This is a genomic window from Thalassovita mediterranea (assembly GCF_001458435.1).
Taxonomy (GTDB): Bacteria; Pseudomonadota; Alphaproteobacteria; order Rhodobacterales; family Rhodobacteraceae; genus Thalassobius; species Thalassobius mediterraneus.
Window position 1 is genome coordinate 62,633 of the sequence record NZ_CYSF01000003.1, and the last position, 22,814, is coordinate 85,446.

The 22,814-nt window shown below is 59.5% G+C and carries 20 protein-coding genes and 1 tRNA gene; 8 read left to right on the forward strand and 13 right to left on the reverse strand.

The genetic code is table 11. From position 1 onward, the window contains the following. The first annotated feature begins 370 nt into the window (after nt 1-370). Entirely contained in the window at nt 371-1,279 is a 909-nt protein-coding gene (locus TM5383_RS02475) for an FAD:protein FMN transferase (RefSeq protein WP_058317476.1), read from the forward strand. Between the two features lie 31 nt (nt 1,280-1,310). Here TM5383_RS02475 and TM5383_RS02480 read toward each other — a convergent pair whose 3' ends face one another. The 3 genes from TM5383_RS02480 to TM5383_RS02490 all read right to left on the reverse strand — a co-directional run bounded on the left by TM5383_RS02480 (nt 1,311) and on the right by TM5383_RS02490 (nt 4,469). Further along, on the reverse strand, nt 1,311-1,685 hold the full coding sequence (locus tag TM5383_RS02480) for a hypothetical protein (protein ID WP_058317477.1): 375 nt from the start codon (nt 1,683-1,685) through the stop codon (nt 1,311-1,313). Between the two features lie 193 nt (nt 1,686-1,878). After that, a complete protein-coding gene (locus TM5383_RS02485) occupies nt 1,879-3,348 on the reverse strand; it encodes an NCS1 family nucleobase:cation symporter-1 (protein ID WP_058317478.1) in 1,470 nt (489 codons plus the stop codon). Between the two features lie 200 nt (nt 3,349-3,548). Then, nucleotides 3,549-4,469: a LysR substrate-binding domain-containing protein gene (locus tag TM5383_RS02490; RefSeq protein WP_058317479.1), complete on the reverse strand. Its 921-nt coding sequence runs from the start codon at nt 4,467-4,469 to the stop codon at nt 3,549-3,551. 120 nt (nt 4,470-4,589) lie between these two features. Here TM5383_RS02490 and TM5383_RS02495 point away from each other — a divergent pair, with 120 nt between their 5' ends. Then, nucleotides 4,590-5,750: a TauD/TfdA family dioxygenase gene (locus tag TM5383_RS02495; protein WP_058317480.1), complete on the forward strand. Its 1,161-nt coding sequence runs from the start codon at nt 4,590-4,592 to the stop codon at nt 5,748-5,750. An 11-nt stretch (nt 5,751-5,761) separates the two neighbouring features. Continuing rightward, on the forward strand, nt 5,762-6,505 hold the full coding sequence (locus TM5383_RS02500) for a class II aldolase/adducin family protein (protein WP_082645372.1): 744 nt from the start codon (nt 5,762-5,764) through the stop codon (nt 6,503-6,505). Nucleotides 6,506-6,545: 40 nt separating this feature from the next. On the opposite strand, the gene TM5383_RS02505 is transcribed toward TM5383_RS02500, so the two are convergent. The 3 genes from TM5383_RS02505 to TM5383_RS02515 all read right to left on the reverse strand — a co-directional run bounded on the left by TM5383_RS02505 (nt 6,546) and on the right by TM5383_RS02515 (nt 8,981). Then, nucleotides 6,546-6,848 (reverse strand): hypothetical protein, encoded by a 303-nt coding sequence (locus TM5383_RS02505; RefSeq protein WP_143570292.1) that lies wholly within the window; start codon nt 6,846-6,848, stop codon nt 6,546-6,548. 241 nt (nt 6,849-7,089) lie between these two features. Then, nucleotides 7,090-8,124, reverse strand: a complete 1,035-nt coding sequence (locus TM5383_RS02510) for a DUF5666 domain-containing protein (protein ID WP_058317483.1) — start codon at nt 8,122-8,124, stop codon at nt 7,090-7,092. Continuing rightward, complete coding sequence (locus TM5383_RS02515; protein WP_058317484.1) at nt 8,121-8,981, reverse strand: DUF6502 family protein; 861 nt, start codon at nt 8,979-8,981, stop codon at nt 8,121-8,123. The genes TM5383_RS02510 and TM5383_RS02515 overlap by 4 nt, the downstream gene beginning before the upstream one ends. Before the next feature lie 79 nt (nt 8,982-9,060). Between TM5383_RS02515 and TM5383_RS02520 the strand changes: the two genes are divergently transcribed. From TM5383_RS02520 to TM5383_RS02530, 3 genes are read left to right on the forward strand one after another with little or no spacing between them, the layout of a single operon-like run. Then, nucleotides 9,061-10,764 carry an AMP-binding protein gene (locus TM5383_RS02520; RefSeq protein WP_231725000.1) on the forward strand — a complete coding sequence of 568 codons (1,704 nt, stop codon included), beginning with the start codon at nt 9,061-9,063 and terminating at the stop codon, nt 10,762-10,764. Next, complete coding sequence (locus tag TM5383_RS02525; protein WP_058317486.1) at nt 10,761-12,074, forward strand: FNR domain-containing protein; 1,314 nt, start codon at nt 10,761-10,763, stop codon at nt 12,072-12,074. Before TM5383_RS02520 ends, TM5383_RS02525 begins: the two co-directional genes overlap by 4 nt. 10 nt (nt 12,075-12,084) lie before the next feature. Then, entirely contained in the window at nt 12,085-12,885 is an 801-nt protein-coding gene (locus TM5383_RS02530; protein WP_058317487.1) for an enoyl-CoA hydratase-related protein, read from the forward strand. Nucleotides 12,886-13,005: 120 nt separating this feature from the next. On the opposite strand, the gene TM5383_RS02535 is transcribed toward TM5383_RS02530, so the two are convergent. Continuing rightward, entirely contained in the window at nt 13,006-13,737 is a 732-nt protein-coding gene (locus tag TM5383_RS02535) for an SDR family oxidoreductase (protein ID WP_058317488.1), read from the reverse strand. Nucleotides 13,738-13,896: 159 nt separating this feature from the next. Here TM5383_RS02535 and TM5383_RS16940 point away from each other — a divergent pair, with 159 nt between their 5' ends. Beyond that, nucleotides 13,897-14,778, forward strand: coding sequence for an AraC family transcriptional regulator (locus TM5383_RS16940; RefSeq protein ID WP_058317489.1), 882 nt, complete (start codon nt 13,897-13,899; stop codon nt 14,776-14,778). Here TM5383_RS16940 and TM5383_RS02545 read toward each other — a convergent pair whose 3' ends face one another. The 4 genes from TM5383_RS02545 to TM5383_RS02560 form a co-directional block, all read right to left on the reverse strand. Further along, entirely contained in the window at nt 14,779-15,567 is a 789-nt protein-coding gene (locus TM5383_RS02545) for an ABC transporter ATP-binding protein (RefSeq protein WP_058317490.1), read from the reverse strand. After that, nucleotides 15,564-16,625: a FecCD family ABC transporter permease gene (locus TM5383_RS02550; protein ID WP_058317491.1), complete on the reverse strand. Its 1,062-nt coding sequence runs from the start codon at nt 16,623-16,625 to the stop codon at nt 15,564-15,566. Before TM5383_RS02550 ends, TM5383_RS02545 begins: the two co-directional genes overlap by 4 nt. A gap of 64 nt (nt 16,626-16,689) precedes the next feature. After that, on the reverse strand, nt 16,690-17,844 hold the full coding sequence (locus TM5383_RS02555) for an ABC transporter substrate-binding protein (RefSeq protein WP_058317492.1): 1,155 nt from the start codon (nt 17,842-17,844) through the stop codon (nt 16,690-16,692). 175 nt (nt 17,845-18,019) lie between these two features. After that, nucleotides 18,020-18,109: transfer RNA gene (locus TM5383_RS02560), tRNA-Ser, on the reverse strand. A 278-nt stretch (nt 18,110-18,387) separates the two neighbouring features. Between TM5383_RS02560 and TM5383_RS02565 the strand changes: the two genes are divergently transcribed. Continuing rightward, nucleotides 18,388-19,569 carry an AI-2E family transporter gene (locus TM5383_RS02565; RefSeq protein WP_231725001.1) on the forward strand — a complete coding sequence of 394 codons (1,182 nt, stop codon included), beginning with the start codon at nt 18,388-18,390 and terminating at the stop codon, nt 19,567-19,569. A gap of 43 nt (nt 19,570-19,612) precedes the next feature. Here the strand turns inward: TM5383_RS02565 and TM5383_RS02570 are convergent, their stop codons facing one another. Together TM5383_RS02570 and TM5383_RS02575 are read right to left on the reverse strand one after the other, a co-directional pair. After that, nucleotides 19,613-20,344: an alanyl-tRNA editing protein gene (locus TM5383_RS02570; protein ID WP_058317493.1), complete on the reverse strand. Its 732-nt coding sequence runs from the start codon at nt 20,342-20,344 to the stop codon at nt 19,613-19,615. Continuing rightward, on the reverse strand, nt 20,328-22,787 hold the full coding sequence (locus TM5383_RS02575) for a DUF3772 domain-containing protein (protein ID WP_076400243.1): 2,460 nt from the start codon (nt 22,785-22,787) through the stop codon (nt 20,328-20,330). The genes TM5383_RS02570 and TM5383_RS02575 overlap by 17 nt, the downstream gene beginning before the upstream one ends. Between the last annotated feature and the right edge of the window lie 27 nt (nt 22,788-22,814).

Consider the following 22,814-nt stretch of genomic DNA (forward strand, 5'->3'; position numbering starts at 1 on the left):
TTTTTTCCACACATGTAGAAATTTTGTAAATCCACCCAACCGAAATTCGCAAATTGCCCGAAAAGTAGTCACTTTTCCTGTCAAAGGATTCACGCAGTTTCGGCCACATTAACCACAGACAAATCCTAACTAACCAAGGGCACCACCCATTGTTAGCGCTACATCAACAGACAATCATTGGATGCAACGCCGTATCCCCCACATAACACGCAGGCCCAAGCACCACAGATTGCGCGCAAAAGGCGATATTTACTACCTAGACCTCTCTTTACGTGCTAACCAGTTTGCACACTCACACACGGGCCCACCCGCCCATGCGTGCCGGCGCTCTTATTTTCAACGCGCTCGACACGCCCCGCAGGAGCATGACATGACCAGCCTGACCCCGCCGGAGCTTGCACCGTTAACGGATATTGATCTGAACTGGACGCACACACCAATGCGCTGGCAAGGCGCCGCGCTGGGTGCTGAGGTTGCGCTGATCCTGGACGCCCCGCGTTTAGAGGCAGAAGCCGCAGTCCAGCACGCAGAGATGACGCTGGAAAACATAACCATGCAATTCAACCTGTTTGATGACAGCAGTCAGCTACAGCAGTTGAACCAGACGGGCACACTGAACGCACCATCCGCCATGTTTCTGGACCTATGTTCTATTGCGACCAGACTGCATGTGGCCACGAACGGACTGTTTGATCCAACAATCCAACCCCTATGGCGGGCACTGTTCGAAGGCACCCCCGCCCATCTGGCCCGACCGCGCATCGGCTGGAACCAACTGGACATCAGCGCTGGGGCGATCACATTAGGCCCGGACCAGAACATCAGCTTCAATGGCGTCGCACAGGGGTTTGCCACTGACATTCTGACCAAAGCGCTGAAAGAGCTGGGGGTCAAACAGGCCGCAATCCAACTGGGCGAACTGGCCATCATCGGCGGACCAGCATCAGTACCGCTGGCACACCCCCTGCCCGACGGCACCAAGAGCATCGCGATGCATGACGGCGCGCTCAGCCTGTCTATTCCGCGTCGCGTTGCGCTTGGGCGGTATGGACATATCCTGCACCCGCACGGCCTGCCAGCCAAAGCGGGCTGGCCCTGGGTCGCGGTCGAAGCCAGCAGCGCCGCAATAGCAGATGGGGCTTCGACGGCTTTTACCTTGATGACCGTACGCGAAATTGAACAGGCGCTGGAACACCTGCCGGAAATCAGCCGCGTCCGCATCCTGCGCGAAGATGGTCACATCCACGACCTAAAACCGCGCGCGACCGCGACGCTCTAGCACTATTGCGCCACGCCTGAGCGCGACCAGATCACCCGAACCAGAGGGTCCCTGCAATCGGGGATCGGCTACAGGCCGCCACCAGCGTCATCTCACGCTGAACAGGCACCTCCGACGATCTGAATTGCACATCACGATATTGCGGCGCAAATTCGACCGTGACGCGGTTGCGTTCACGGGTGCGCAATTTTGCCCGCCCGCCAGCAAAGGATGCGTATTTCCCACTGTTCAAATCGCGCACCACGAACACGTAGTCGCGAAAATCACATCTATTGTCCAAAGTGATTTCGGCCACGATCACATCGCGGCTGGGCCACATCAGATCACCTAGCTCATACCAGAACTGATAGGCACTCAGGGATGTCACCCCAGCGGTGATCAAAGCCCCGACAATTTTTGCAGACATTTTCCAGACTCCATCCGGATCAGATAATTATACCGCCCCGGTATCCCCCCGCGGCTTGGTCCCATATCCTTTAACGACCGCAACCACGGCGGTCTGAGTGGAAATATCGGAAAAGTCAGGAAAAATTCTGCAGCGCGGAAAAATCACGCTCGGGGTGCGCGTCGGGGCACCAATGCGCCCCGACACTATAATCTTAGCGCGCCATCACGCGTGACAGCAGCAAATAGGCCGCACCGGCCACAAACAGGCCCACGAACCAGGCATAGGTGTAGATGGTGGCAAAGAAATCCGATGTGCCATCAGACAGACCAACACCGACCAGGAAACCCGGAAGATTCGGCAGAATACCGATGATCAGGGCAAACACACCGGCCCAGTTGGTGCCGTTTTTGCCAGAATAGATACCGTCCGACTTGAACAGATCCGCCACTTTTAGCTTGGTTTTGCGCAGCAGGTAGTAATCCGCCAGCATGATCCCCGCGATCGGGCCCAACAGCGCCGAATAGGCCAGAAGCCAGCCAACAATGTGGTTGACCAGAACCCATGGGAACATCACCAGACCGATGCCTGCGGTGATGTAGCCACCACGTTTCAGGTTGATCTTGCTGGGGGCGAGGTTGGCAAAACCGTGCGCAGGCGCGACCACATTGGCCGCAAGGTTGGTAGTCAGGGTCGCCACGATCAGCGCAAACAGTGCGATCAGGATCGACGCGCCGCCCATACGTTCTGCCAGTTGGATCGGATCCCAGATCGCTTCGCCATAGATCACCACAGTGGCCGAGGTCACGGCAGACGCGATAAAGGCAAACAGCGCCATGGGGATCGGCAGACCGACCAGCTGACCGATGAACTGGTCCTTCTGGCTGCGCGCATGGCGGGTGAAATCAGGGATGTTCAGCGCCAGCGTGGCCCAGAACCCGATCATGCCCGTCAGGCTGGGCCAGAACACCTGCCAGAACTCACCTTCGCGCGGCTGACCGGCATCAAAGGCACTGGGCGTGGACAGCATTTCACCAAAGCCGCCAGCATTTACATAGGCCCAGTAGAGCAGCGCCAGCCCCATCGCCAACAGGAAGGGCGCGGCGTAGGTTTCCAGCCAGCGGATCGCCTCGGTCCCGTTTTTGATGAAATAGACATGCAGCGCCCAGAAGGCGACGAAACAGGCGAACTCGCCCCCCGAAATGCCAAGGATCGGCAGCGGATCAGACGCCAGCGCGCCGCCCATCAGCGTGTTCAGGATCACAAAGATCGCAGACCCGCCCACCCATGTCTGAATGCCGAACCAGCCGCAGGCCACAATACCGCGCGCAACCGCTGGGATCTTGGCCCCCGCAGGCCCGAAGGAAGAGCGCAGCAGAACCGGAAACGGGATGCCATATTTGGTGCCCGCATGACCGACCAAGACCATCGGGATCAGCACAATGGCGTTTGCCAACAAAATGGTGGTGACCGCTTGATCCCAGCTCATGCCGGAATCAATCAAGTAAGAGGCCAGCAGGTAAGTCGGAATACAAACCACCATGCCCACCCACAGGGCGGCAATCGATACCCAGCCCCAGGTGCGCTCTGCTGCGGTGGTGGGCAGCTGGTCTTCGTTATACAGTGTCGGGTCCAGCCCCGCGAGGTCCGGCCGTGCGCCGGGCTGCGTTGTTGCGTCAGTCACTTAATGTCCCTCATATTATTATATGTCAGACACTTGCACGACGCAATTGATGCAAATTTCGCCACTTACTACTCAGCGCAGCGCGACAGCGGCGTGTAAACACCGGACGGATCGGGGCAGCGATGGCAGGAATGGACAGGCACCAGATCAGGGCGCGCAGTATCATCAAAACTGCGCTTTATACCGGAACGATTGCAGCGTCACGCGGAAAACACCTGCGCCAGTTCGTCATGATCACCCTGCGTCGCGATCCACTGGCAAAAGCTGCGCAGAGCGGTGCGCATCTTATCGTCGCGCCGCAGGCACAGGTAATACCCCGTCCCTAAATCACAGGCCCCGCCCGGCCAGCGTTCCAGCGCCCCGTCCCGTTCCAGCCCACTGGTGATAGACCGCCAGCCCAGCATCAAACCGCGCCCGTCCAGTGCCGCCTGCACAGCCTGCACATAGTTATCAAACACCTGCCCGCGCCCTGCCGCGCGACCCAGATCGCGGTGGCGGAAATACTCATCCCAACTGGCCCAATGATGCGCCTCAGGTCGGCGCACATGGATCAGGGGAACCGCCGCCAAATGGCGCCCCTCGCGCAGGGCATCCGCGATCAGATCAGGGGCACCCACAGGACAGATCTCTTCCGCGAACAGCTGATGGGACGCGCTGTCACGCCAATTGCCTGCCCCATAGCGCAGCGCCAGATCAATACCGCTGGTCAGCGCGGGCAGATCCGACGGCGGGGCCTGCACGTTCACGGTAATTTCTGGGTGCAGCGCATAAAACTGCGGCAGTCGCGGCATCAACCAATAGGTCGCCATGCCCAGCGTACAGGACAGGGTGATCTGCATTTCATCCGCCATCTGCGCCGCCCGTAATTCCGCCACAGCCGCCGCAATCTGACCAAGGCCCGCATCCACCGCCCAGGCCAACTGCTGCCCCGCCTCTGTCAGGCGGGCCGGTTTGCGGCTGCGATCAAACAGGGTGACGCCAATATCCGCCTCCAACGTCTTGAGCGCCTGCGTCACCGCAGGGCGCGTCACGTTCAGCCGCGCGGCCGCCTCCTGCATGGAGCCAAGGCGCGCAACCTCAGCAAAAGTAGCCAACAGGCGCAACGGCGGCAGATCATTCATGGCACAGCCTAAGTTAATTTCAAGTTAACATCATCAAAATGCAATCGGCCTTTTTTCGCACCAGTTGTCAACCAATACTGATCCTAAAGAGACACCCGCGAACAATAAGGCACGTGCGATATGAACATCCCCGCCCCTGTAAGACATCCTGAAACACCCGCCGCCGCAACGGTGCGACTGGCCGACAAGGGCCTGTATCTGCCACTGCCAGATCAGGGCGAGGCCTATTTCAACTATCACTGGCTGCGTGACAATTGCCCCAGCTCCTTTGATGCAGGCACGCGCGAACGCAGCTTTGACATCTTCCATCTGGACGCGGCGCCCCGCGCTGCGCAGGCTGTGATCGACGCTGATACGCTGGTCATCGACTGGCAGGGCGAAGATCACCAGTCCCGCTTTCCACTGACACTTCTGGCCAGCTACACCACGGGTCGCCCACGCAAGGATCCCGCCGACAAACGCCGCCGCGCCTGGTACAGCAATCACTACGCCGATGTTGCCCGTTTTTCCCAACCTGATCTGATGGCACAGGACCAAAAGGTCGCCGCATGGATTGAGGCGCTGTTGATCGAAGGCGTGGCCATTATCACCGACATGCCCGACACAGACGCCGGACTGACAGAGCTGGCCGAACGGATCGGCACGGTCCGCCCGACGTTCTTTGGCAGCTATTTTGACGTCAAAACCCACATCAATCCCACCAACACCGCCTTTACCGCTGCCGCGCTGGAACTGCACACAGACACCCCCGCCGAAGAACACGCGCCCGGCATTCAGTTTCTGCATTGTCGCGCCAATTCCGTTGAAGGGGGCCGCAACCTGTTTGGCGACGGTGTGGCAGTTGCCAATGACTTCCGCGCCCGTGATCCCGAAGGCTTCCGCCTGCTGAGTGAGACAGAGATCCCGTTTTATTGCGAACATGACACCTACGACATGCGGTCGCGTCAGCGGGTGATCGAACTGGACGAACATGGCGAGGTGTCGGGCCTGACCATCAGCCAGCACATGCTGGACATGATCGACCTGCCGCAGGAATTTCTGGATGACTACTACCCCGCCTTCTGCCGTTTTGGCCGGATGCTGCAAGAAGAGAAATACGTCATGCGCTTTACCTTGCACGCAGGCGAATGCATCGTGTTTGACAACCACCGTATCGTGCATGGGCGCGCGGCTTACACCGCCTCTAGCGGGGATCGTTACCTGCGCGGCTGCTACACGGATCGCGCTGAAATGCGGTCCACCTATCGTGCGCTGACAACCGAAGGACGGTTCAAATCATGAAGGATGCTGCCATGACTGCCCCCACCCCGATTGATGAACACAGCCTGCGTCAGGATCTGGCGGCCGCGTTTCGCCTGTGCCACAAGTTTGGCTGGTCCGAAAGCGTCTCCAACCATTTCAGCGCTGCGGTCAGTGCAGACGGGCGCAAGATCCTGCTCAACCCACGTTGGCAGCACTTTGCCACGCTGAAAGCCAGCGATCTGTTGCTGCTGGATGTGGATGATCCAGAGGTGATGCAGGGCCCCGACGCGCCCGACCCATCGGCTTGGGCGGTGCATGGAACACTGCACCGCGAATTGCCCGAGGCGCGGGTGATCCTACATTGCCATTCCCCATACGCCACCGCACTGGCCTGCCTGAAGGATCCGACGCTGCTGCCGCTGGATAACAATACCGCACGGTTTTACGGCAAAACCGGCTATGATCTGGAATTCGGCGGTATTTCCGACACCGCCGAAGAGGGCGCGCATCTGGCCCATGCGATGAAGGGCAACGTTGCCTTGGTGATGGGCAACCACGGCGTATCCATTGCGGGCGACACCGTGGCGCGCGCGTTTGAGGATCTGTATTTCTTTGAAAAGGCAGCACAGACGCAGATCATGGCCCTGTCCACCGGCCAACCGCTGGCGGTTTTATCAGATGCAGTGGCGCAGAACACCGCCGATGGCTGGGCCGGATATGAAGGCGCGGCGGATCGTCATTTCGATTATCTGAAATCCACCCTCGATGCCGAAGATCCCAGCTGGCGCGACTGAAGCAGCCGCGCACCAAACGACACTGTATCGGCCCCTGTCTTCAGCTGGCCGATACAGCCAATCCCAGACTACCCAGAACCCCAATCAGCAATGACCAGCGCCCCAACTTGCCACGCAGACTTTTCACTGCATCAGCAGGCGCCAAAACCAAGGCCCCCAGCAGCAGGCTGATACCGACCCCGAAGGCAAAGAACACCTTGCCCATCAGGATTTTGTAGGCCCAGATCGACCCGTCATCACCACTGGCTCCCCAAGTCATCGCACCTGCAAGCGCCAGAACCATTGCCGCCAGCCCCCACCAGAGAAGCCGACGCGAACCTGAATTTTTCGTTCCGTTTGCCATCCAAAAACCTCCCGCACACAAAACCAGATGGGCCAAGCCCCACACCGCCAACCCGTTGCACCGATCACCAAACCGCATAGGCCGCAACGGACAGTTGGCGTTGTTTCTCCTCACCTAAGATGATTTTGGCTGAAAACCACCCAGCGCCAAAGGCGCGAAAGGTGATCCAAGACGCCAATTTGTCGGCACCCCCAAACCTATTGGTAGGATCAACGTGAATGGATCGACCCGACGCCGGAAATCAACAGCCGTTAAACAGGGCTGTCAGCTCCTCTGGCGCGCCCGCCAGACCGATCAACGCCCCTGCCTGCCCACATCGAAAAACCGGATCACTGGTCGAAATCATCTCGGGGCGTGTGGTGTAGGCGATCAACCCGCTACCCAGAACTGTGTAGCGCCCATCCGGTGCGGGGATTGAATAATATCCCTCCACGTGCTGCACGCCAACGTCGCCATCAAACAGCCCAGACTCTAGAGTCTGTGCTGACAGACCGCCCGCCACAGGTGTGCCCAGCACACGTACACGCATACCCGGCACCAGATGTTCAGGGATCAGGCCACGGATCAGGGTTTGACCGATGCGGAAACCACCATCGCTGTTAAGCCCGTCGAAACTGCCGCTGATCTGCGCCGTGCGGTCCTGTGCTGTCACCACGTCAACACGCGACGCCACAACCTGATCCCCCTGCCACAGGCCGCTCACCGCGACCCACTGGCCCACTTCGGGCGCTGTGACGCCTGCGGGCAGTCGCACCTTGGTGCCCAGCACAGTCATCGTTTCTGCCTGTCGCTGATCGACCGGACCAACCAACGGTGCCACATGGCGCAGATCCACAGCGCGCCAGTCATAACCGTCTGCACCGTCACCGCTGCGACGCACCACAACAGCCACGGTATGACCCGGCTGCAAATCACCCGCCTGTGTCAGCACTGCTGAACCACGCACCGCCAGTTCGTCGTCAATCCCGATATGGTGGCCGTTGACATAGATGCTGCCCAGCGCGGTGATGGTGCCGTAAATACCCGCCTCAAGCTTCACCAGATCATAGGCGGTGACGCCCGTGCCAATGATGCCACCTTCGCGGTCCTGATTGTTCTGCGGTTGCCCGCCAGAAGGACCAGTGGCCTGCGCACAGGCCTCACTGGCGCAGCCCAGCACCGCGCTTAACCCCAGAGCCGCTGCCACTGCTGCTGTCAGCACTGTGCTGCGGCTCAGTTTCAGCCCAGAAATCAGATCAGCGCCGCCTTCGCAAAAGCGGGCAAATCGGGTCATCATTCGGTATCCTCCGGGGTACTCGGGGTCTTATCTGCCAACGGGGCCGGCAGAATATAGGCGCCAAGGACAAAGCGACGTTTGGGGTCTGCATCGCTTTGTGTGGCCTCGTCCGCCTCTTGTAATTTACGCGCCTCGGCGTTGATCTCTTCCAACAACTCTTGGGCCTTGGCGGCTGACATCTTGCGCAGATGTTCAACCGACGCCTCTGAGAGGTGCGAATAGCGCACCGCGCGATCAAAATGGCGCCTACCCTCGGGCGGGGCCAAAAGGTTGTCGGTCGCTGCCGCCAGATGTGCGCTCAACGTCGCCTCATAGGCGGCAACCTGTTCAGCGCCACCGCCGGCAGGCAACAACGTGTGTGCCTTCAGGCAGTAGACACCTTCCGCCTCTTCGGCCACAGCCCCCTGTTCGATGAGCGCCTGCAAAACTGTACCGGGTGCCATATCAATGCGGGCCTGTCGCACCAGATCGTCAAATCCGGGGCCTGCGTCATCAGCGGCACGGGTCAAACGGCGAGGACAGCATTTGTTATCCAGATAGTCCGGCGCGGTGGCCCAATAGCTGATCACCATCGCCGCAGCGGACACAGTGCGCTTGACCTCACATTGGGCGCTGTCATCCCGCAGACGCTTTACGTCCTTGCGATGCAATCCGGTCATCAAGCTGATTTTGCTATCACTGATCCGGCCATTGCCCCCCTCCGCCGCCAGTTGATCTAGCGCCGCCTGCAGCATCGCACGCTTCAACGCCTCTGCCGCAGATCCATAGGTCACCCCACGTGCCATCATCGCCCGCGACAAAGGTGCAAGCAGCGCGGCAAGCGCCTTTTCAAAGGGATCCTGTGGGGTGTCGCTCATATCTTCCTGTTCCGGGACTCAGGCGTCTTTATCAAATGCGCAAGGTTTTGACATCCAACGTCTTCGTGAGCCTTTGTTGATGAGACGTGACTTTAAATGGGAAATTTTCCCATTACAAGCTGGCCGCATCGTCAACTCGGAGGATGACATGCAGGATATTGCAGCAATTTCCCTAAAAGGCATCAAACCCCATTCCCTTTCAGGTACCACGAAAGAAGACCCGCTCGCCGCGCTCAGCGATGCGGACCGTGATCGTTTCCTTGCCTTTGGCTGGGGGCCGATAGAGGCACCGCGCTTCCCCACCATTTCCGACGCCATCCTGCACCAGATGCGCACGCAACCCGACGCCATTGCCGCAACTTGTGGCGGCGAGGACATCACCTATGGCACATTGGATGCGGCGTCTAACCGGCTGGCCAATGTGATGCGTGGTTATGGCGTGGCGCGGGGCGATGTTGTCTGCCTCTACCTACGGCGCTCTCTGGAAATGCTGGTAGGCATTGTTGCCACGATGAAGCTAGGGGCCGCCTATGCGCCCCAACACGTCGGCGTCGCCCCGACAGAGGCGCTGCGCCATGTCGCAGGCATCACAGAGGCCAAGGTGATCCTGACCCTGTCAGAGCTGGCAAGCGATGTTCCCGTCACGGCAGAGCAAACCCTGATCAGCATTGACCCGGTGATGTATGACCCCGCGCTGGATGACAGCCTGCCCGATCAGGCAACCTATGCCGCCACCCCCGAGGATCGCGCCATCCTGCTGTTTACCTCTGGTACCACTGGCGTACCCAATGGCGTGCAGGTCACACACAAGAACCTTGCCAATATCCTGCTGACCGCGCCCGGTGATATGGGCATGCGTCCAGGGCGGAAGGTCGGGCAGATCCTATCCATCGCCTTTGACATGGCCGCTTGGGAAACCCTTGGCGCATTGGCCAATGGCGCCACGCTGGTCATTCGCGGCAAGAGCATTCAGGACACCGCCGAACAGGTGGATGTGCTGATCTCTACCCCGTCGATCCTCAACTCGCTGGATGCCAGTCGCTGCCAACAAGTCAAGGTCGCCGCCGTCGCGGGGGAACCCTGCCCGCGTCCGCTGGCCGATCTGTGGTCGTCCTTCTGCACCTTCCACAATTCCTGTGGTCCAACAGAAACCACCATCATCAACACCGCAGAACCGCACCACCCCGATAAGGCGGTTCTGTCGATTGGGCGCCCTACCCCCAACAACACGGTCTATATCCTGGACGAAGACCTGACCCCCCTGCCCATCGGTGCCAAAGGCGTAATGTGGGCCGGTGGTGACTGTGTCACTATGGGCTATCTGGCCAATCCCGATCTGACCGCAGATCGCTACCGCCCCGATCCCTTCCGCCCCGGTCATATGATGTTCAACACCCGCGATCTGGGGCGCTGGACCGATACCGGCGAATTGGAACATTTTGGGCGCGTTGATGATCTGGTGAAAATCCGTGGTTTTCGGGTGGAACTGGACGGCGTCTCTACTGCGCTTGAGCAATCCGATTGCTGCGCGCAGGCGGTGACGCTGAAATATGACAACCGCACGCTGGTCAGCTTTATCTCGCCCGCGACAGCCTGCCCCAAGAAAGCCGCCGCCGAGGTTGAGGCCCGCCTGCCCTACTATTGCAGCCCTGCCGCCGTTGTGCCGCTAGAGGCGCTACCGCGCACCCCGCGCGGCAAACTGGACAAGCGACTGCTGCTGCAGATGGCCGATCAGCACCTTGCAAACACACATACACCCAACATTACGGACGCAGCACAATGACCAGCGAAACCCGATCCTTTGAAACGGACGCCCCCAAGTGGCGCCGTATCACCCGCCACCCCGCACTGATGGAATACCGCCGTCTGGCCACACTGGTGGCGATTGCGAACCTCACCGTCTTTGTCCTTGGCCTGCAATCGGGCCGCTGGGGCGGCTTTGGCGCCTTTCACCTACAGGCCATCGCGGACATGGCGCTGATCAACCTGTCGCTGGGCATTTTGATCCGCCAGCAGCGGGTGGTGAACGCGCTGTTCTGGCTGGCCACCCGCCTGCCGACCTCTGCCCCCCTTTGGATGCGCTGGGGCGCTGGCAAAGTGTTCCACTTTGGCGGGCTGCATTCGGGCGGCACGGTGGCAGGCACCATCTGGTTTGGCTTTCTGTTGTTTGCGATGGGCGCCAACCGTCTGTCCGGTGCCGCGCTGCCCTCTGATCTGACGCTGGGGCTGTCTGGCGCGATGGTGCTGCTGATGAGCATGATGGTGATTTCCGCCATCGGCCCAATCCGGGCCAAGTTTCACAACACCTTTGAAAAGATCCACCGTTTTGTGGGCTGGACGGTGTTGGGCCTGTTCTGGGCACAGACCGTGTCGATCACCCGCGATATGGGCGCTGATCTGACGGCGACGCCTGCGTTCTGGATGCTGTGCCTGATCACCCTGTCCATCGCATCGCCTTGGCTGACGCTGAAAAAGGTGGATGTGGAGATTGTGAAGCCATCCAACCACGCGGTTCTGGCCCGGTTCAATTATGGCGACACGCCCTTTGCCGGATCATCCAACGCGATCAGCCTGACACCTTTTGGGGAATACCATTCCTTTGCCAATATCCCCGCCCCAGGTGAGCCCGGCTACCGTCTGGCCATTTCGCGCGCTGGCGACTGGACGGGGCGTTTCATCGACAATCCCCCCAGCAAGGTCTGGGTCAAGGGCATCACCACCAGTGGCGTCGCCCGCATCGAGGTGCTGTTCAAAAAGGTGGTCTATATCGGCACCGGATCCGGCATTGGCCCGATCCTGCCCCACCTGTTGAAAGGTGAAGTGCCCAACAAGCTGGTCTGGTCCACACGATCGCCGCGCGAAACCTATGGCGATGCGCTGGTGGATGAGATTGAGGGATCGACCGAAAATCCGGTGATCTGGGACACCGTGACCCAAGGCAAACCCGACCTCAGCACATTGGCCTTGCAGGCCGTACGTGAAAGCGGGGCCGAGGCGGTGATCGTGATTTCCAACCAGAAGCTCACCCGCAAGGTGGTGCATGACATGGAAGCCTTGGGCATCCCAGCCTATGGCGCGATCTGGGACAGCTGAGGGGGCGATCATGACCTATGAAACCATAGAAACCGAAGTGCGCGGCCGCGTTGGTCTGATCCGGTTTAACCGCCCGGACCAGTTGAACGCACTGAACACCACCGTGATGCAAGAGGTGCTGGCCGCCGCCAGCGCCTATGCCAAAGACCCCGCCATCGGCTGTCTGATCCTGACGGGTGCAGGCCGTGCCTTTGCCGCCGGGGCGGATATTGCAGAATTATCGGTGCAGACCTACGCCAGCATGACAGAGGCCGAGTATTTTGCAGACTGGGACCGCTTTGCCGCCCTGCCGATCCCCAAGGTCGCCGCGATCAACGGCTTTGCCCTTGGCGGTGGCTGCGAGGTGGCGATGATGTGTGATGTGCTGATCGCATCGGACAAGGCCAAATTCGGCCAGCCCGAGGTCAAGATCGGCTGTATCCCCGGTATCGGCGGCACCCAGCGTCTGACCCGTCTGGTGGGGCGTGCGATGGCGATGGACCTGATCCTGACGGGCCGGATGATCGACGCGGCAGAGGCCAAAGATATCGGCCTGATCAGCCGCGTTCTGCCCGCAGAGGCGTTGATGGACACCGCATGGGACACGGCCCAAAGCATCGCCAGCTACGCAGGTGACATTGTCGAGATGGGGCGCAAATGTGTGAATGCGGCGGATCAAACCACGCTGGACACGGGCGTGCGGATGGAACGGCAAATGTACCATGCCCTATATGGCCTGCCTGCGCAGGTGGAGGGCATGACGGCCTTTCTGGAAAAACGCCCGCCAGTGTTTCATGCCCCAGCGGAGCCCAAGCCAGCCGAGACTGCATAATGTTGCGCCCGCCCCATTGCTGTTGCCAGAGGGTCCAAGGGGCGGGCGCGCACCGGGTCGCATGTGGCAACCCAGATTTTATTCAGGCGGGGTCGGTCATGGCCCCGCCCGTTTCACGCCTTAGGCAGGCTGACGGGTGGCGGCGATCACAACGTCGCGGATGTTCACATTCTGTGGTTGGGTATACATAAACAGCGCAGTGCGGGCGATGTCATCGGCGACGAGTACACCACCCATGTCCTCTTTCCACGCTTCATAGCCGTCGATGATCTCTTGATCCGTGGTGTGGCCCAGCAGCTCGGTCTCTACCGCACCAGGGCAGATGGTCATGACGCGCACCCCGTCGCCCGATACTTCCTCGCGCAGGTTTTCACTGATCGAAGACACGGCAAACTTGGTGCCCACATAGGCCGCGTGGTTGGGGAAGCTCTTCTTACCCGCGATGGAGCTGACGTTCAGGATGGTGCCTGCGCCGCGTGCTTTCATGCCGCCCAGAACCACTTGGGTCGCGTTCAGCAGCGCCAGCACGTTCACATCAAACATGTTCTGCCATTCGGTCGGATCCTGCGTGTCCAGCTGACCCAGCTGCATCAGGCCTGCGTTATTGATCAACAGATCGACGGGACCATATGCGGCCTCTGCCTCAGTCACAGCGGCACGCAAGGCGGCGATGTCGGTCACGTCAACAGAGCGGCACATGGCGTTTTCAAGGCCCAGCGCCTCAATCCGGTCCAGACGGCGGGCGATCAGCAGCAGCGCGTGGCCTGCATCAGCAAAGTGTTGCGCCATCGCGGCACCAATACCGGAAGATGCGCCGGTGATCACAACAAGCGGTTTCAAAGAAGCAGTCATAAGGATGTCCTTTCAATTTCGTTGTGATCTATGTGGCGCGCCGCGCGCGATCAGGGAATGACGGAACCTCTCAGAGAGTTGCCAATTCCTGTCAAACGCGCCCTTGCGATTGCTCAACCGCGCCCCTAGGTAAGCTCCTTCAAGATAGGACAGGATCTGATGCTGGAACGGCTACAGGAAATCTACGGTTTCGAACCGGGTGCGGGCTATGTGGAAACCCACTTGCCGCAGGTGCGGTTTTTCTGGTCGACCGAAGCTGTGCCGCGCGCGCCGTTGATCTACAACGCCGGTCTGGTGCTGATCCTACAGGGCCACAAAACCGGCTATTTGGGCGATCGCACCTTTGCCTATGATCCCGACCACTATCTGGTGCTGTCGGTGCCTATGCCGTTTGACTGTGAAACCGACGCTTCACCCGAAGATCCGCTGTTGGGGCTGTTCATCGACATTTCGCGCGAAACCCTGCACGAATTGAACAAGGCGATGGGCGCGCCGCGTTCCGAACCGGCCAAGGCAACATCGCTGGGCGTTACCCCTGCCCCGATGCAGGCCAATATGCGCGACGCAATTGATCGGTTGATGGCCGCACTCTGTGATCCGCAGGACGCCGCCATTCTGGGCCCTGGCATTTTGCGCGAAATTCTCTATCACGCGCTGCGCGGTCCACATGGGGCCGCTCTGCGCGCAATCGGTCAGGTCGACAGTCACTTTGATCGCGTGGCGCGGTCCATCGTTTACATCCGCGAAAACTATCCCGAAACGATCAGCATCGACGATATGGCGCGCACCGCGGGTATGAGCGCACCAGTGTTTCACCGTGCGTTCAAATCGGTGACAGGCGCATCACCACACCAATATCTGACCGCCACCCGTCTGAACCGCGCCAAGGGCATGATCACCGCAGACGCCCTACCTGTTGCAGAAGCAGCGCGGCGCGTTGGGTATGAAAGCGCGGCCCATTTCAGCCGCGCCTTCCGCAAACATTTCGGGGTCAGCCCCCGTGATGCCCGCGACGCAGGCTATATGCCGATTGATATCTGATCAGGCCGCAGAGGCAGCAGCAGGCAGGCGCGCATCAACATAGAGCGCACCGCGCCGTGTGTGTTCCAGATCTGTGTCGACACGGTAGGTTTCACCAATTTCAGGCAGCGCCAGAATGTCCGCAGGTGTTCCGTCCGCAAGCACCTCACCTGCCCGCAGCAAGACCAAGCGGTCACAGAATTTCGCTGCCAGATTAAGGTCATGCAACGCCGCCATGATAACCGGCTGACGGCGCTGCATTTCGCTGCGCACGGATGTCAGGATCGACAGTTGGTGATGCAGATCCAGCGCACTGGTCGGTTCATCCAGCAAGATCACCTCGGGCGCGCGCACGATGGTCTGCGCCACCGCCACCATCTGCGCCTGCCCGCCGCTCAGATCCGCAATGCCGCGATCTGCCAGATGGGACAGACCCAGCGCCGATAGCGTATCGGCAACGCGGTCCAGATTGTCCCCCTGCACCCGCCAGCCGGTGGTCTGTTTCAGCGCCAGCAGCACAGTTTCAAACACAGTGAGCAATGCGTTGCAGCCATAGGCCTGCGGCATATAGGCAATGCGGCGCACGCGATCACGGCGCGGCAGGTGTGTGATGTCATCGCCGCCTAGGGTGATCCGCCCCGCTGTGGGTGTGACCAACCCTGCCAGTGATTTGAACAGCGTCGACTTACCGGCCGCATTGGGCCCGATCAGCCCAACAAAGCTACCAGCGGTCATCGCGGGGATCGACACGTCCTTCAGAATGCGGGTGCGGCCATAGCCGGCTTGCAGGGTCTCAACACTTAAGGTCATGACAGCTTCTCCCGACGGGTGCTGAGGATGATGGAAATAAAGACAGGCACCCCAATCAGCGAGGTGATGATGCCGATGGGATAGATGATCCCCGGCGTGATAGATTTGGAAATCAGCGAGGTCAGCGACAACACCAGCGCCCCGACCAGCGCCGACAGCGGCACGAAGTAACGTTGATCTTCGCCCACCAACAGCCGCGCGATATGCGGCCCCACGAGGCCAACGAAGCCGACAGTGCCCACAAAGGACACCGCTGTTGCCGCCAAGAGCGATATGCAAATCAGCATCTCCACCCGCAGGCGGGCCACATCCACGCCCATGCTTTCTGCTGTCGCCTCGCCCATGCGCAGCGCGGTCATTGGCCACGTCCGGTACAGGCTGAACGGAATAGCCACCGCCAACAACAAGGTTGCCAGCCCGATTTTCTCCCAACTGGCGCGGCTGAGCGATCCCATCATCCAGAACACGATGCGGGCGATCTGATCTTCTGACGCCATATATTGCATCAGGGCCAAAAGCGCCGAGAAGGTGAAGAAAATCGCGATACCAAACAGGATCATCGTTTCTGACCCCACGCCTTTCAACCGCGTGGCAAACAGGATGATGCCGCAGGTGGCAAGAGCAAAGACAAAGGCGTTTGTTGTGACCAACAGCGGCCCAACTGCCGGAATCACCGATACCCCCAGCACAATCGCCAGTGACGCGCCGAAACTGGCCGCCGCCGACACCCCCAACGTAAAGGGTTCAGCCAGCGGGTTGTTCAAAATCGTCTGCATCTGTGCACCAGCAACGGCCAGCAACGCACCGACCAGAACCGCCGTCACCGCCACCGGCAGGCGGTAGTCCCAAACGATCACCTTGAGCCGCACGCCGTGCGACAGGGGATCGGCCAATACCTCGGCCACGGTGGACAAGGGGTAATGCCCCGGCCCCGTCGCCACATCCAGAAAGAAGCTCAACGCTAGCAAACCCGCCACCGCTGCGATCATGCCATAGCGGCGCGCAACCTGTGACGCATAGGCCTGCCGCATCTGATCTGCGGTCAGTTCAACACTCATGTCATATGTCCCGAAAAAGAATGCCCCGCCCGTCAACGCGCGGGCGGGGCAGATGGCAGCGTGATCAGCTGCCCGCGTCCAGCGTACCCCAGAAGACACCGGAGTAGTCGATCGGCAGGAACTGATCGTGCAGCGCCTTCATTGTTGCCTCTGGGTCTACGTCGGCAAACAACTCAGGGTGCAGCCACTTGGCAAAAGCCTGCATCGCCACGAAATGATACGGGCTGTTGTAGAACTGGTGATAAACCGAATGGAACCGGCCGTTTTTCACCGCCGACAACTCGCCCCAGCCTTCGCGCGCGGCAAGGCCAGCCAGACGGGACTGAACGGTTGCCTCATCCGCCTCATAGCCGAACAGGACTGCGATGGTGTCTGGGTTGGCTTCGGACCAGTTGGCACCAGTGCCAATGATCACCTCTGGGTCGTCGGCAAACAGCGCCTCCAGGCTGACGTTGGTTTTGAAACCAGGGAATTTCAGCGATCCCCAGTTGCGACCACCGGACAGATCCACCAGACGGCCAAGGTTCGCCGCGCCATAGGTCGAACAGCATTTGTTCGGGTTATAGCCTGCCGCGTTTTCGATAAAGACGATGGGGCGCTCTTCGGCAGGGATTTTGGCAACGCGCGAATAGATCAGCTTGGTCTGTTGCTGATAGAAATCGGCAAAGGCGTCTGCCTCATCGCGTTTGTCAAAGATACGACCCATCAGCTGGATCGACGGCATGGAGTTGGCGGTGGGATCCTGACGGAAATCCACAAACACGGTGGCAACACCGGCTTCTGCCAGCTTGTCGATGATACCGCTTTCCTGCGCTTTCAACAGGTTACCGAGGTTCATGAACACAACCTCAGTACCCAGTGCAATCACCGCCTCGAGATTCCATTCATCGGAATAGGGGCTGCCGAAGCTGGGCAGATCCTTAATCTCGGGATAGGCCGCCATATATTTGCGGTAGGCATCAGGGTCATATTTGATCATGTCGTCTTTCCAGCCGACGACACGCGTAAAGGGGTTTTCCTGATCCAACAGCGCGATCGAATAGATCATGCGGCCTTCGCCGATCACCACTTTGGTTGGGTTCTTTTCAACTTCGACAACGCGGCCTGCGATGTCGGTGACTTTGATGGTCTCTGCAAGGGCGATCGTGGCGGACGCAAAGCTAAGCGTCAGTGCTGCGGCAGCGGAGCAAAGACCCCGTGTCAACGATGTGACTTTCATGGGTCTCTCCTAAAAATGTGGGTCATGCGCAGTGCATGAACACAACGGCAAATGCATCAACCGACAATTTTAGTCAAGTAAAAACCAAAACAACATAACGCGCGGCGACGACACCCTATCCGGTCATAAGTGTTTGGCTAAAAACAAAAAAGCCCGCCACAAGGGCAGGCTTTTATGGCGGACAGGAAGGGATTCGAACCCTCGAGACGGTTCCCCGCCTACACACTTTCCAGGCGTGCGCCTTCGACCACTCGGCCACCTGTCCGAGGCTGGGTCTATAAAAAGCCCCGACGGGCCGCAAGCCCAAAATTGAAGAATATTGCCTTCGTGTAAATTTTTTCTGCTCACGCGGCATGCACGTTGCGGTGAAGGGGATCGTTTTCGGCGCCGGAACGTCGCAGAATGGTCATGGGTTGTTGTAACCCAGCGTCACATCGAACATAGTTCGCCACGCACACCGCGCTTGAGGCAGACCGCATGAACCAAAGCCCCCACCGACCACCAGCCCCCCGACACATGCAAACCGGCCCAATACGGACCGGCATGGTCAAAACGAGCCAGATGGAACGCGTGCAGACTGGGGCGCTGATTATCATCGCATTGGCGGTGGTGCTGTTTTTGTTGGTGCAGGCGCGGTTTTTGCTAATTTCACTGGCAACCGCGATTGTGTTGTTTTCGCTGACCAGTGACGCGATCAACTTTATCGCCCGTCAGCGCATCGGGCCCTTCCGCATCCCGAACACATTGGCGACGATCACTGCGTTGTTGCTGATTTCGGCGGGGATGCTGACCCTGACGTCGATTATCCTAAGCCAGATCAACACTGTTTTGACCACCACGCTGAACTATGCGGCCAGCCTGCCGCGCGCGGTGGCGGCAATGTTCGCCTGGCTGGGAGAGGATGTAGAAACATCGGTGTTCAACACCGTCAGCTCGATCAATGTAGGCAGCTACCTCAGCACGGCTGCGGGGGGCGCTGGTAACCTGATGTCGGCAACAGTGCTGGTGATCCTGTTTGTAGGTTTCCTGTTTGCAGAACGGATTTGGTTTTCCACCAAGTTGGTGGCCTTGGCCGGAAACGAAGAACAGGCTGAACGTGTCAGCCGGATCATCGCAACCATCATCCATCGGGTGAACTACTACCTGCTGGTAAAAACCGGCGTCAGTGCCATCACTGGTGTGATGGTCTGGGGCGTTGCGACGTTCTTTCAGCTGGATCTGGCAGTGGCACTGGGCATCCTGACTTTTGTGCTGAACTACATCCCCAACATCGGGTCAATCGTGGCAACGATATTGGTGGCGCTGGTCGCTTTTGTAGAGATTGGAGAACCGGGGCCAACGGCGGCAATTTTTGCCACTGTAACCGTGATCCAGTTTATCAACGGATCAGTCATTGACCCGATGCTGATGGGCCGTGCGCTGCGGCTGTCGTCCTTTGGGATCATCATCAACCTCGCCTTTTGGGGCGCTGTCTGGGGGGTGCCGGGCATGTTCCTGTCGGTCCCGATTATGGTGGCGATGATGATCATCTTTTCGCAGATCCCTGAACTGCGGTCGCTGGCAATCCTGCTGTCCCGTGAAGGTCTGCCAGAACAAGAAGAAGCCCCACACGCCGTTGATCCTATGTCCGAATCGATCGAAGGCGCTGACAGCACGGATCGCAACGAAAATGAGGCGCAGCCTCAACAACCTGATGCCCCGCAAAAAGAAGACGACGCAGCCTAAGGGGCCGCGTCGTCCTAATTGATCAACCAGTGACAGAAACCGCTCAGTCGTCCAGATGGACATAGACGCGACGGTTCTGCTTGCCTTTCTTTTCAATCTTGCCCAGGCGCAGACGGCCGATTTCGCTGGTACGCGCCACATGCGTGCCACCGCAGGGCTGTAGATCGACCTGATCTGCCCCAGCACCGATACGCACCAGACGCACACGCCCCTGCCCCATCGGCGGCATAACGGACATGGTTTTGACCAGCGACGGATTGGCCGCCAGTTGTTCGTCAGTGATCCAATCCTCTGTGACCTCAAGGTCGCGATCAATCAGCGCGTTCAGTGCGTCCTCAATCGCATCACGGTCCTGAGGGGCCTCTGGCATGTCAAAGTCCAGCCGCCCCTTGTCCGCGCCAATGCTGCCACCGCTGACCGGCAGAGGAATGACCACCGACAACAGATGCAAACCGGTATGCACGCGCATGTGGCGGTGACGCCGGTTCCAGTCCAACTGCTGTTCAACCCGTGTCCCGACGGGGGGCAAGGCACTGGGTTCAGCGGGCACCAAAACGACCGTGCCAGGCTCTTCGCCCTTTACAGCTGTGGCGATCTGCATGTCGCCACCAGACCAGCGGATCTGCCCGCTGTCACCCGGCTGTCCGCCACCAGTGGGGTAAAACACCGACGCGTCCAGCACGATACCGCCTTCTGGGGTCAGGGCAATCACCTGCGCTTCGGCGTCACGGGCGTAGGGGTCATCACGAAACAACGGCTTAGTCTTCTCGTTCATCTTTACGCTCCTCAACTGTCGATGCGGGTGTGGCGGGTTGCGCCGCAGGGGTGTGCTGCAACGCTTCGGGATTGCGCAGCCAAATGTCACGCTGCGCAAAGGGTATCTCAATCCCTTCTGCGGCGAAGCGTTCAGCAATGGTGTGGTTCATTTCGCTGCGCACCGACAGCAACCAGTTCACATCACGCAAAATGGCCCGGATCTCAAAATCCAGCGCGTCCGCACCAAAGCCCTGAAGCAATACCGAAGGCGCAGGATTGGCGAGCACCATTGGATGCGCCTCTGCGATCTCTTGCAGGATTTTTTCAACCTTGCGCGTGTCGGTGCCATAGGCAACGCCAACACTGACAATCAAACGCCCCACCGTGTTGCCACGGGTGTAGTTGGTAACCGTCCCGCTCACCAGATCTGCGTTGGGGATGATCACGTCGGTGCGGTCAAAAGTTTCGATCCGCGTTGCACGCACCGAAATATCGCGCACATAGCCCATCTGACCGCCCACCTCGATCCAGTCGCCTTCGGAAATGGGCCGTTCGACCAGTAGGATAATGCCAGACACAAAATTCGATACGATGGTTTGCAGACCGAAACCGATGCCAACGGACAGCGCACCGGCCACAATCGCGATGGAGGACAGATCAAGCCCCGCCCCAGTAATCGCCACCAGCGCAGAAATCGTGATCCCCAGATAGCCCACGCCCGATGCAACCGCGGTTTGTCCACCCTGATCCAACCGGGTTTTAGGCAGCACAGACGTTTTCAGCGCGCCCTGCACCATCCTTGTGACCACGTAACCAATGCCAAAGAGCATTGCAAAGGCGATGAAATCACGCGGGGAAATACGTGTATCCCCCAGCGCAATGCCGGTCATGAACTGACTCCAAAGCTCTGTCAGGTCAGTGACCCGCATGCCCCAGATCAGCGCCAGAATAGGCAGCGCCAACACCGCCAGCGCAACACCGACCAAGGCAGGCACCAACGCCTCTGCCGGATCATCGCGGGTGCTGAACAACGCGTAGATCATGGTGGCCAGATGTTGCGTCGCAAAGAGCGCAGCCAGCAGGCCAACAGTGTAAACAGCAGGGTAAATCAACGCTTCAGCCGCATTGCGATAACCGATCGCAGCCAATAGCGGCGCCAGAAACGCAATGATCATCGCACCACGCACCAAAAGCGCGGCAGCACGCAGGCGTAGCGGGGCGGCTTCTTCTTCGTCCACTGCGGCCAAGCCGGGCGCGATCACCGCACGCATCAGGCGTGCCAAGCGCATCAATGCCAGACTGCTGATCACCATCAGCGGGAAGGCCAACAAAACACCCGCCACCTCATCCAGCACACTCAGCGCTTCGAAGGTGGCGCCAATCTGCGCCAGCACCACAGCGGTTGCCAGCCCGCCGCCAACGCGGCGCAATGCAGGGCGTTTGTCTGGATCGACTTCAAACACTGCTGGTGCGGGGGGATCGGGGAACAGTTTGTCACACAGCCAAACCGATACCAGCAAGATAGCACCCCACAACGGCACTTGTGCAATCAACGCTTCGCCGCGCAGGCCAAACATGCTCGTTAGCAGCAACGCCTGCACCAACAGCACCAAACCGACCCAAGGCACCAGCACCTTGCCCAAAGACACCACAAAGGTCAGCACCTCGGTGCTGGCCACAGCGCGGGCACCTGACTCAACGTGCAATCTTTCACGCAAACGCGATACCAGACCGCCCGCCCAGCCGCGCCCACGCATCAACAACAAGGCGCCAAACAGACTGAGGGGAATGATCACCAGCAGGTTCTGCCGGAACTGAAACAGCCGCAATTCATTGCCGAGGTTGGCGCGCACCTCTTGCAGCGGGAACACCACTGCGTCCTTGAGCTCGGCCAACCCTTCGGCCCAATCCACTGGGTTTAGCGGGCTGGGTCCAATCGCGACCAAAGCGTCCGCCTGACGGTTTCGCAACTCGGTATCAACTTCTGCAATCAACCCCGACGCCCGACTGGCCGCGGTTTCCGCAGCTAGAACTGGGGCACGCAATTCCGCCAACCGTTCAGTCAGATCCTGACGACGCGCACTGATTTCGGCACTTTCGCTACCGTCATCCGGCGCAGGCCCCAAAACGGCAAGTTGGCTTTGTAGGTTGTCGATCCGCTGGGCATGGCTGCCCTGTGCGTCCATGAAAACCTCGCGCCAGTCAACCAACTGCGCGCGCAGCCTCTCCAGCGCCCGATCAGAGGCGCGCCCCGCTTCCAGCGTTAGCTCTGCGCGGCGTGCGGTCGCCTGCCATTCTTGGCTTTCTTCATCGCTGAGGGCCAGCACCCCTGCCCCCTGCGCAGAAACAGACGGCGCAGAAACAACAAGGAAAATCGACAGGAGAACGCAAAGCAGCCCCCCCGCGATGCGCCCGACCCAAGAGGGACGGGTTGGTGAAACAAGGCGGGAGGGCTGTGTCATGTCCATCAAGCTATGTCAGCTGCGGAT

Bases quoted from the DNA above. Each gene is read 5' to 3' on its own strand.
- TM5383_RS02525 (WP_058317486.1), top strand. From the start codon at position 10,761: ATGACCAGCGAAACCCGATCCTTTGAAACGGACGCCCCCAAGTGGCGC.
- TM5383_RS02515 (WP_058317484.1), bottom strand. From the start codon at position 8,981: ATGAGCGACACCCCACAGGATCCCTTTGAAAAGGCGCTTGCCGCGCTG.
- TM5383_RS02570 (WP_058317493.1), bottom strand. From the start codon at position 20,344: ATGAACGAGAAGACTAAGCCGTTGTTTCGTGATGACCCCTACGCCCGT.
- TM5383_RS02555 (WP_058317492.1), bottom strand. From the start codon at position 17,844: ATGAAAGTCACATCGTTGACACGGGGTCTTTGCTCCGCTGCCGCAGCA.
- TM5383_RS02480 (WP_058317477.1), bottom strand. From the start codon at position 1,685: ATGTCTGCAAAAATTGTCGGGGCTTTGATCACCGCTGGGGTGACATCC.
- TM5383_RS02500 (WP_082645372.1), top strand. From the start codon at position 5,762: ATGACTGCCCCCACCCCGATTGATGAACACAGCCTGCGTCAGGATCTG.
- TM5383_RS02575 (WP_076400243.1), bottom strand. From the start codon at position 22,787: ATGACACAGCCCTCCCGCCTTGTTTCACCAACCCGTCCCTCTTGGGTC.
- TM5383_RS02545 (WP_058317490.1), bottom strand. From the start codon at position 15,567: ATGACCTTAAGTGTTGAGACCCTGCAAGCCGGCTATGGCCGCACCCGC.
- TM5383_RS02535 (WP_058317488.1), bottom strand. From the start codon at position 13,737: ATGACTGCTTCTTTGAAACCGCTTGTTGTGATCACCGGCGCATCTTCC.
- TM5383_RS02490 (WP_058317479.1), bottom strand. From the start codon at position 4,469: ATGAATGATCTGCCGCCGTTGCGCCTGTTGGCTACTTTTGCTGAGGTT.
- TM5383_RS02565 (WP_231725001.1), top strand. From the start codon at position 18,388: ATGGTCAAAACGAGCCAGATGGAACGCGTGCAGACTGGGGCGCTGATT.
- TM5383_RS16940 (WP_058317489.1), top strand. From the start codon at position 13,897: ATGCTGGAACGGCTACAGGAAATCTACGGTTTCGAACCGGGTGCGGGC.
- TM5383_RS02475 (WP_058317476.1), top strand. From the start codon at position 371: ATGACCAGCCTGACCCCGCCGGAGCTTGCACCGTTAACGGATATTGAT.
- TM5383_RS02530 (WP_058317487.1), top strand. From the start codon at position 12,085: ATGACCTATGAAACCATAGAAACCGAAGTGCGCGGCCGCGTTGGTCTG.
- TM5383_RS02495 (WP_058317480.1), top strand. From the start codon at position 4,590: ATGAACATCCCCGCCCCTGTAAGACATCCTGAAACACCCGCCGCCGCA.
- TM5383_RS02520 (WP_231725000.1), top strand. From the start codon at position 9,061: ATGAGACGTGACTTTAAATGGGAAATTTTCCCATTACAAGCTGGCCGC.
- TM5383_RS02550 (WP_058317491.1), bottom strand. From the start codon at position 16,625: ATGAGTGTTGAACTGACCGCAGATCAGATGCGGCAGGCCTATGCGTCA.
- TM5383_RS02505 (WP_143570292.1), bottom strand. From the start codon at position 6,848: ATGGCAAACGGAACGAAAAATTCAGGTTCGCGTCGGCTTCTCTGGTGG.
- TM5383_RS02510 (WP_058317483.1), bottom strand. From the start codon at position 8,124: ATGATGACCCGATTTGCCCGCTTTTGCGAAGGCGGCGCTGATCTGATT.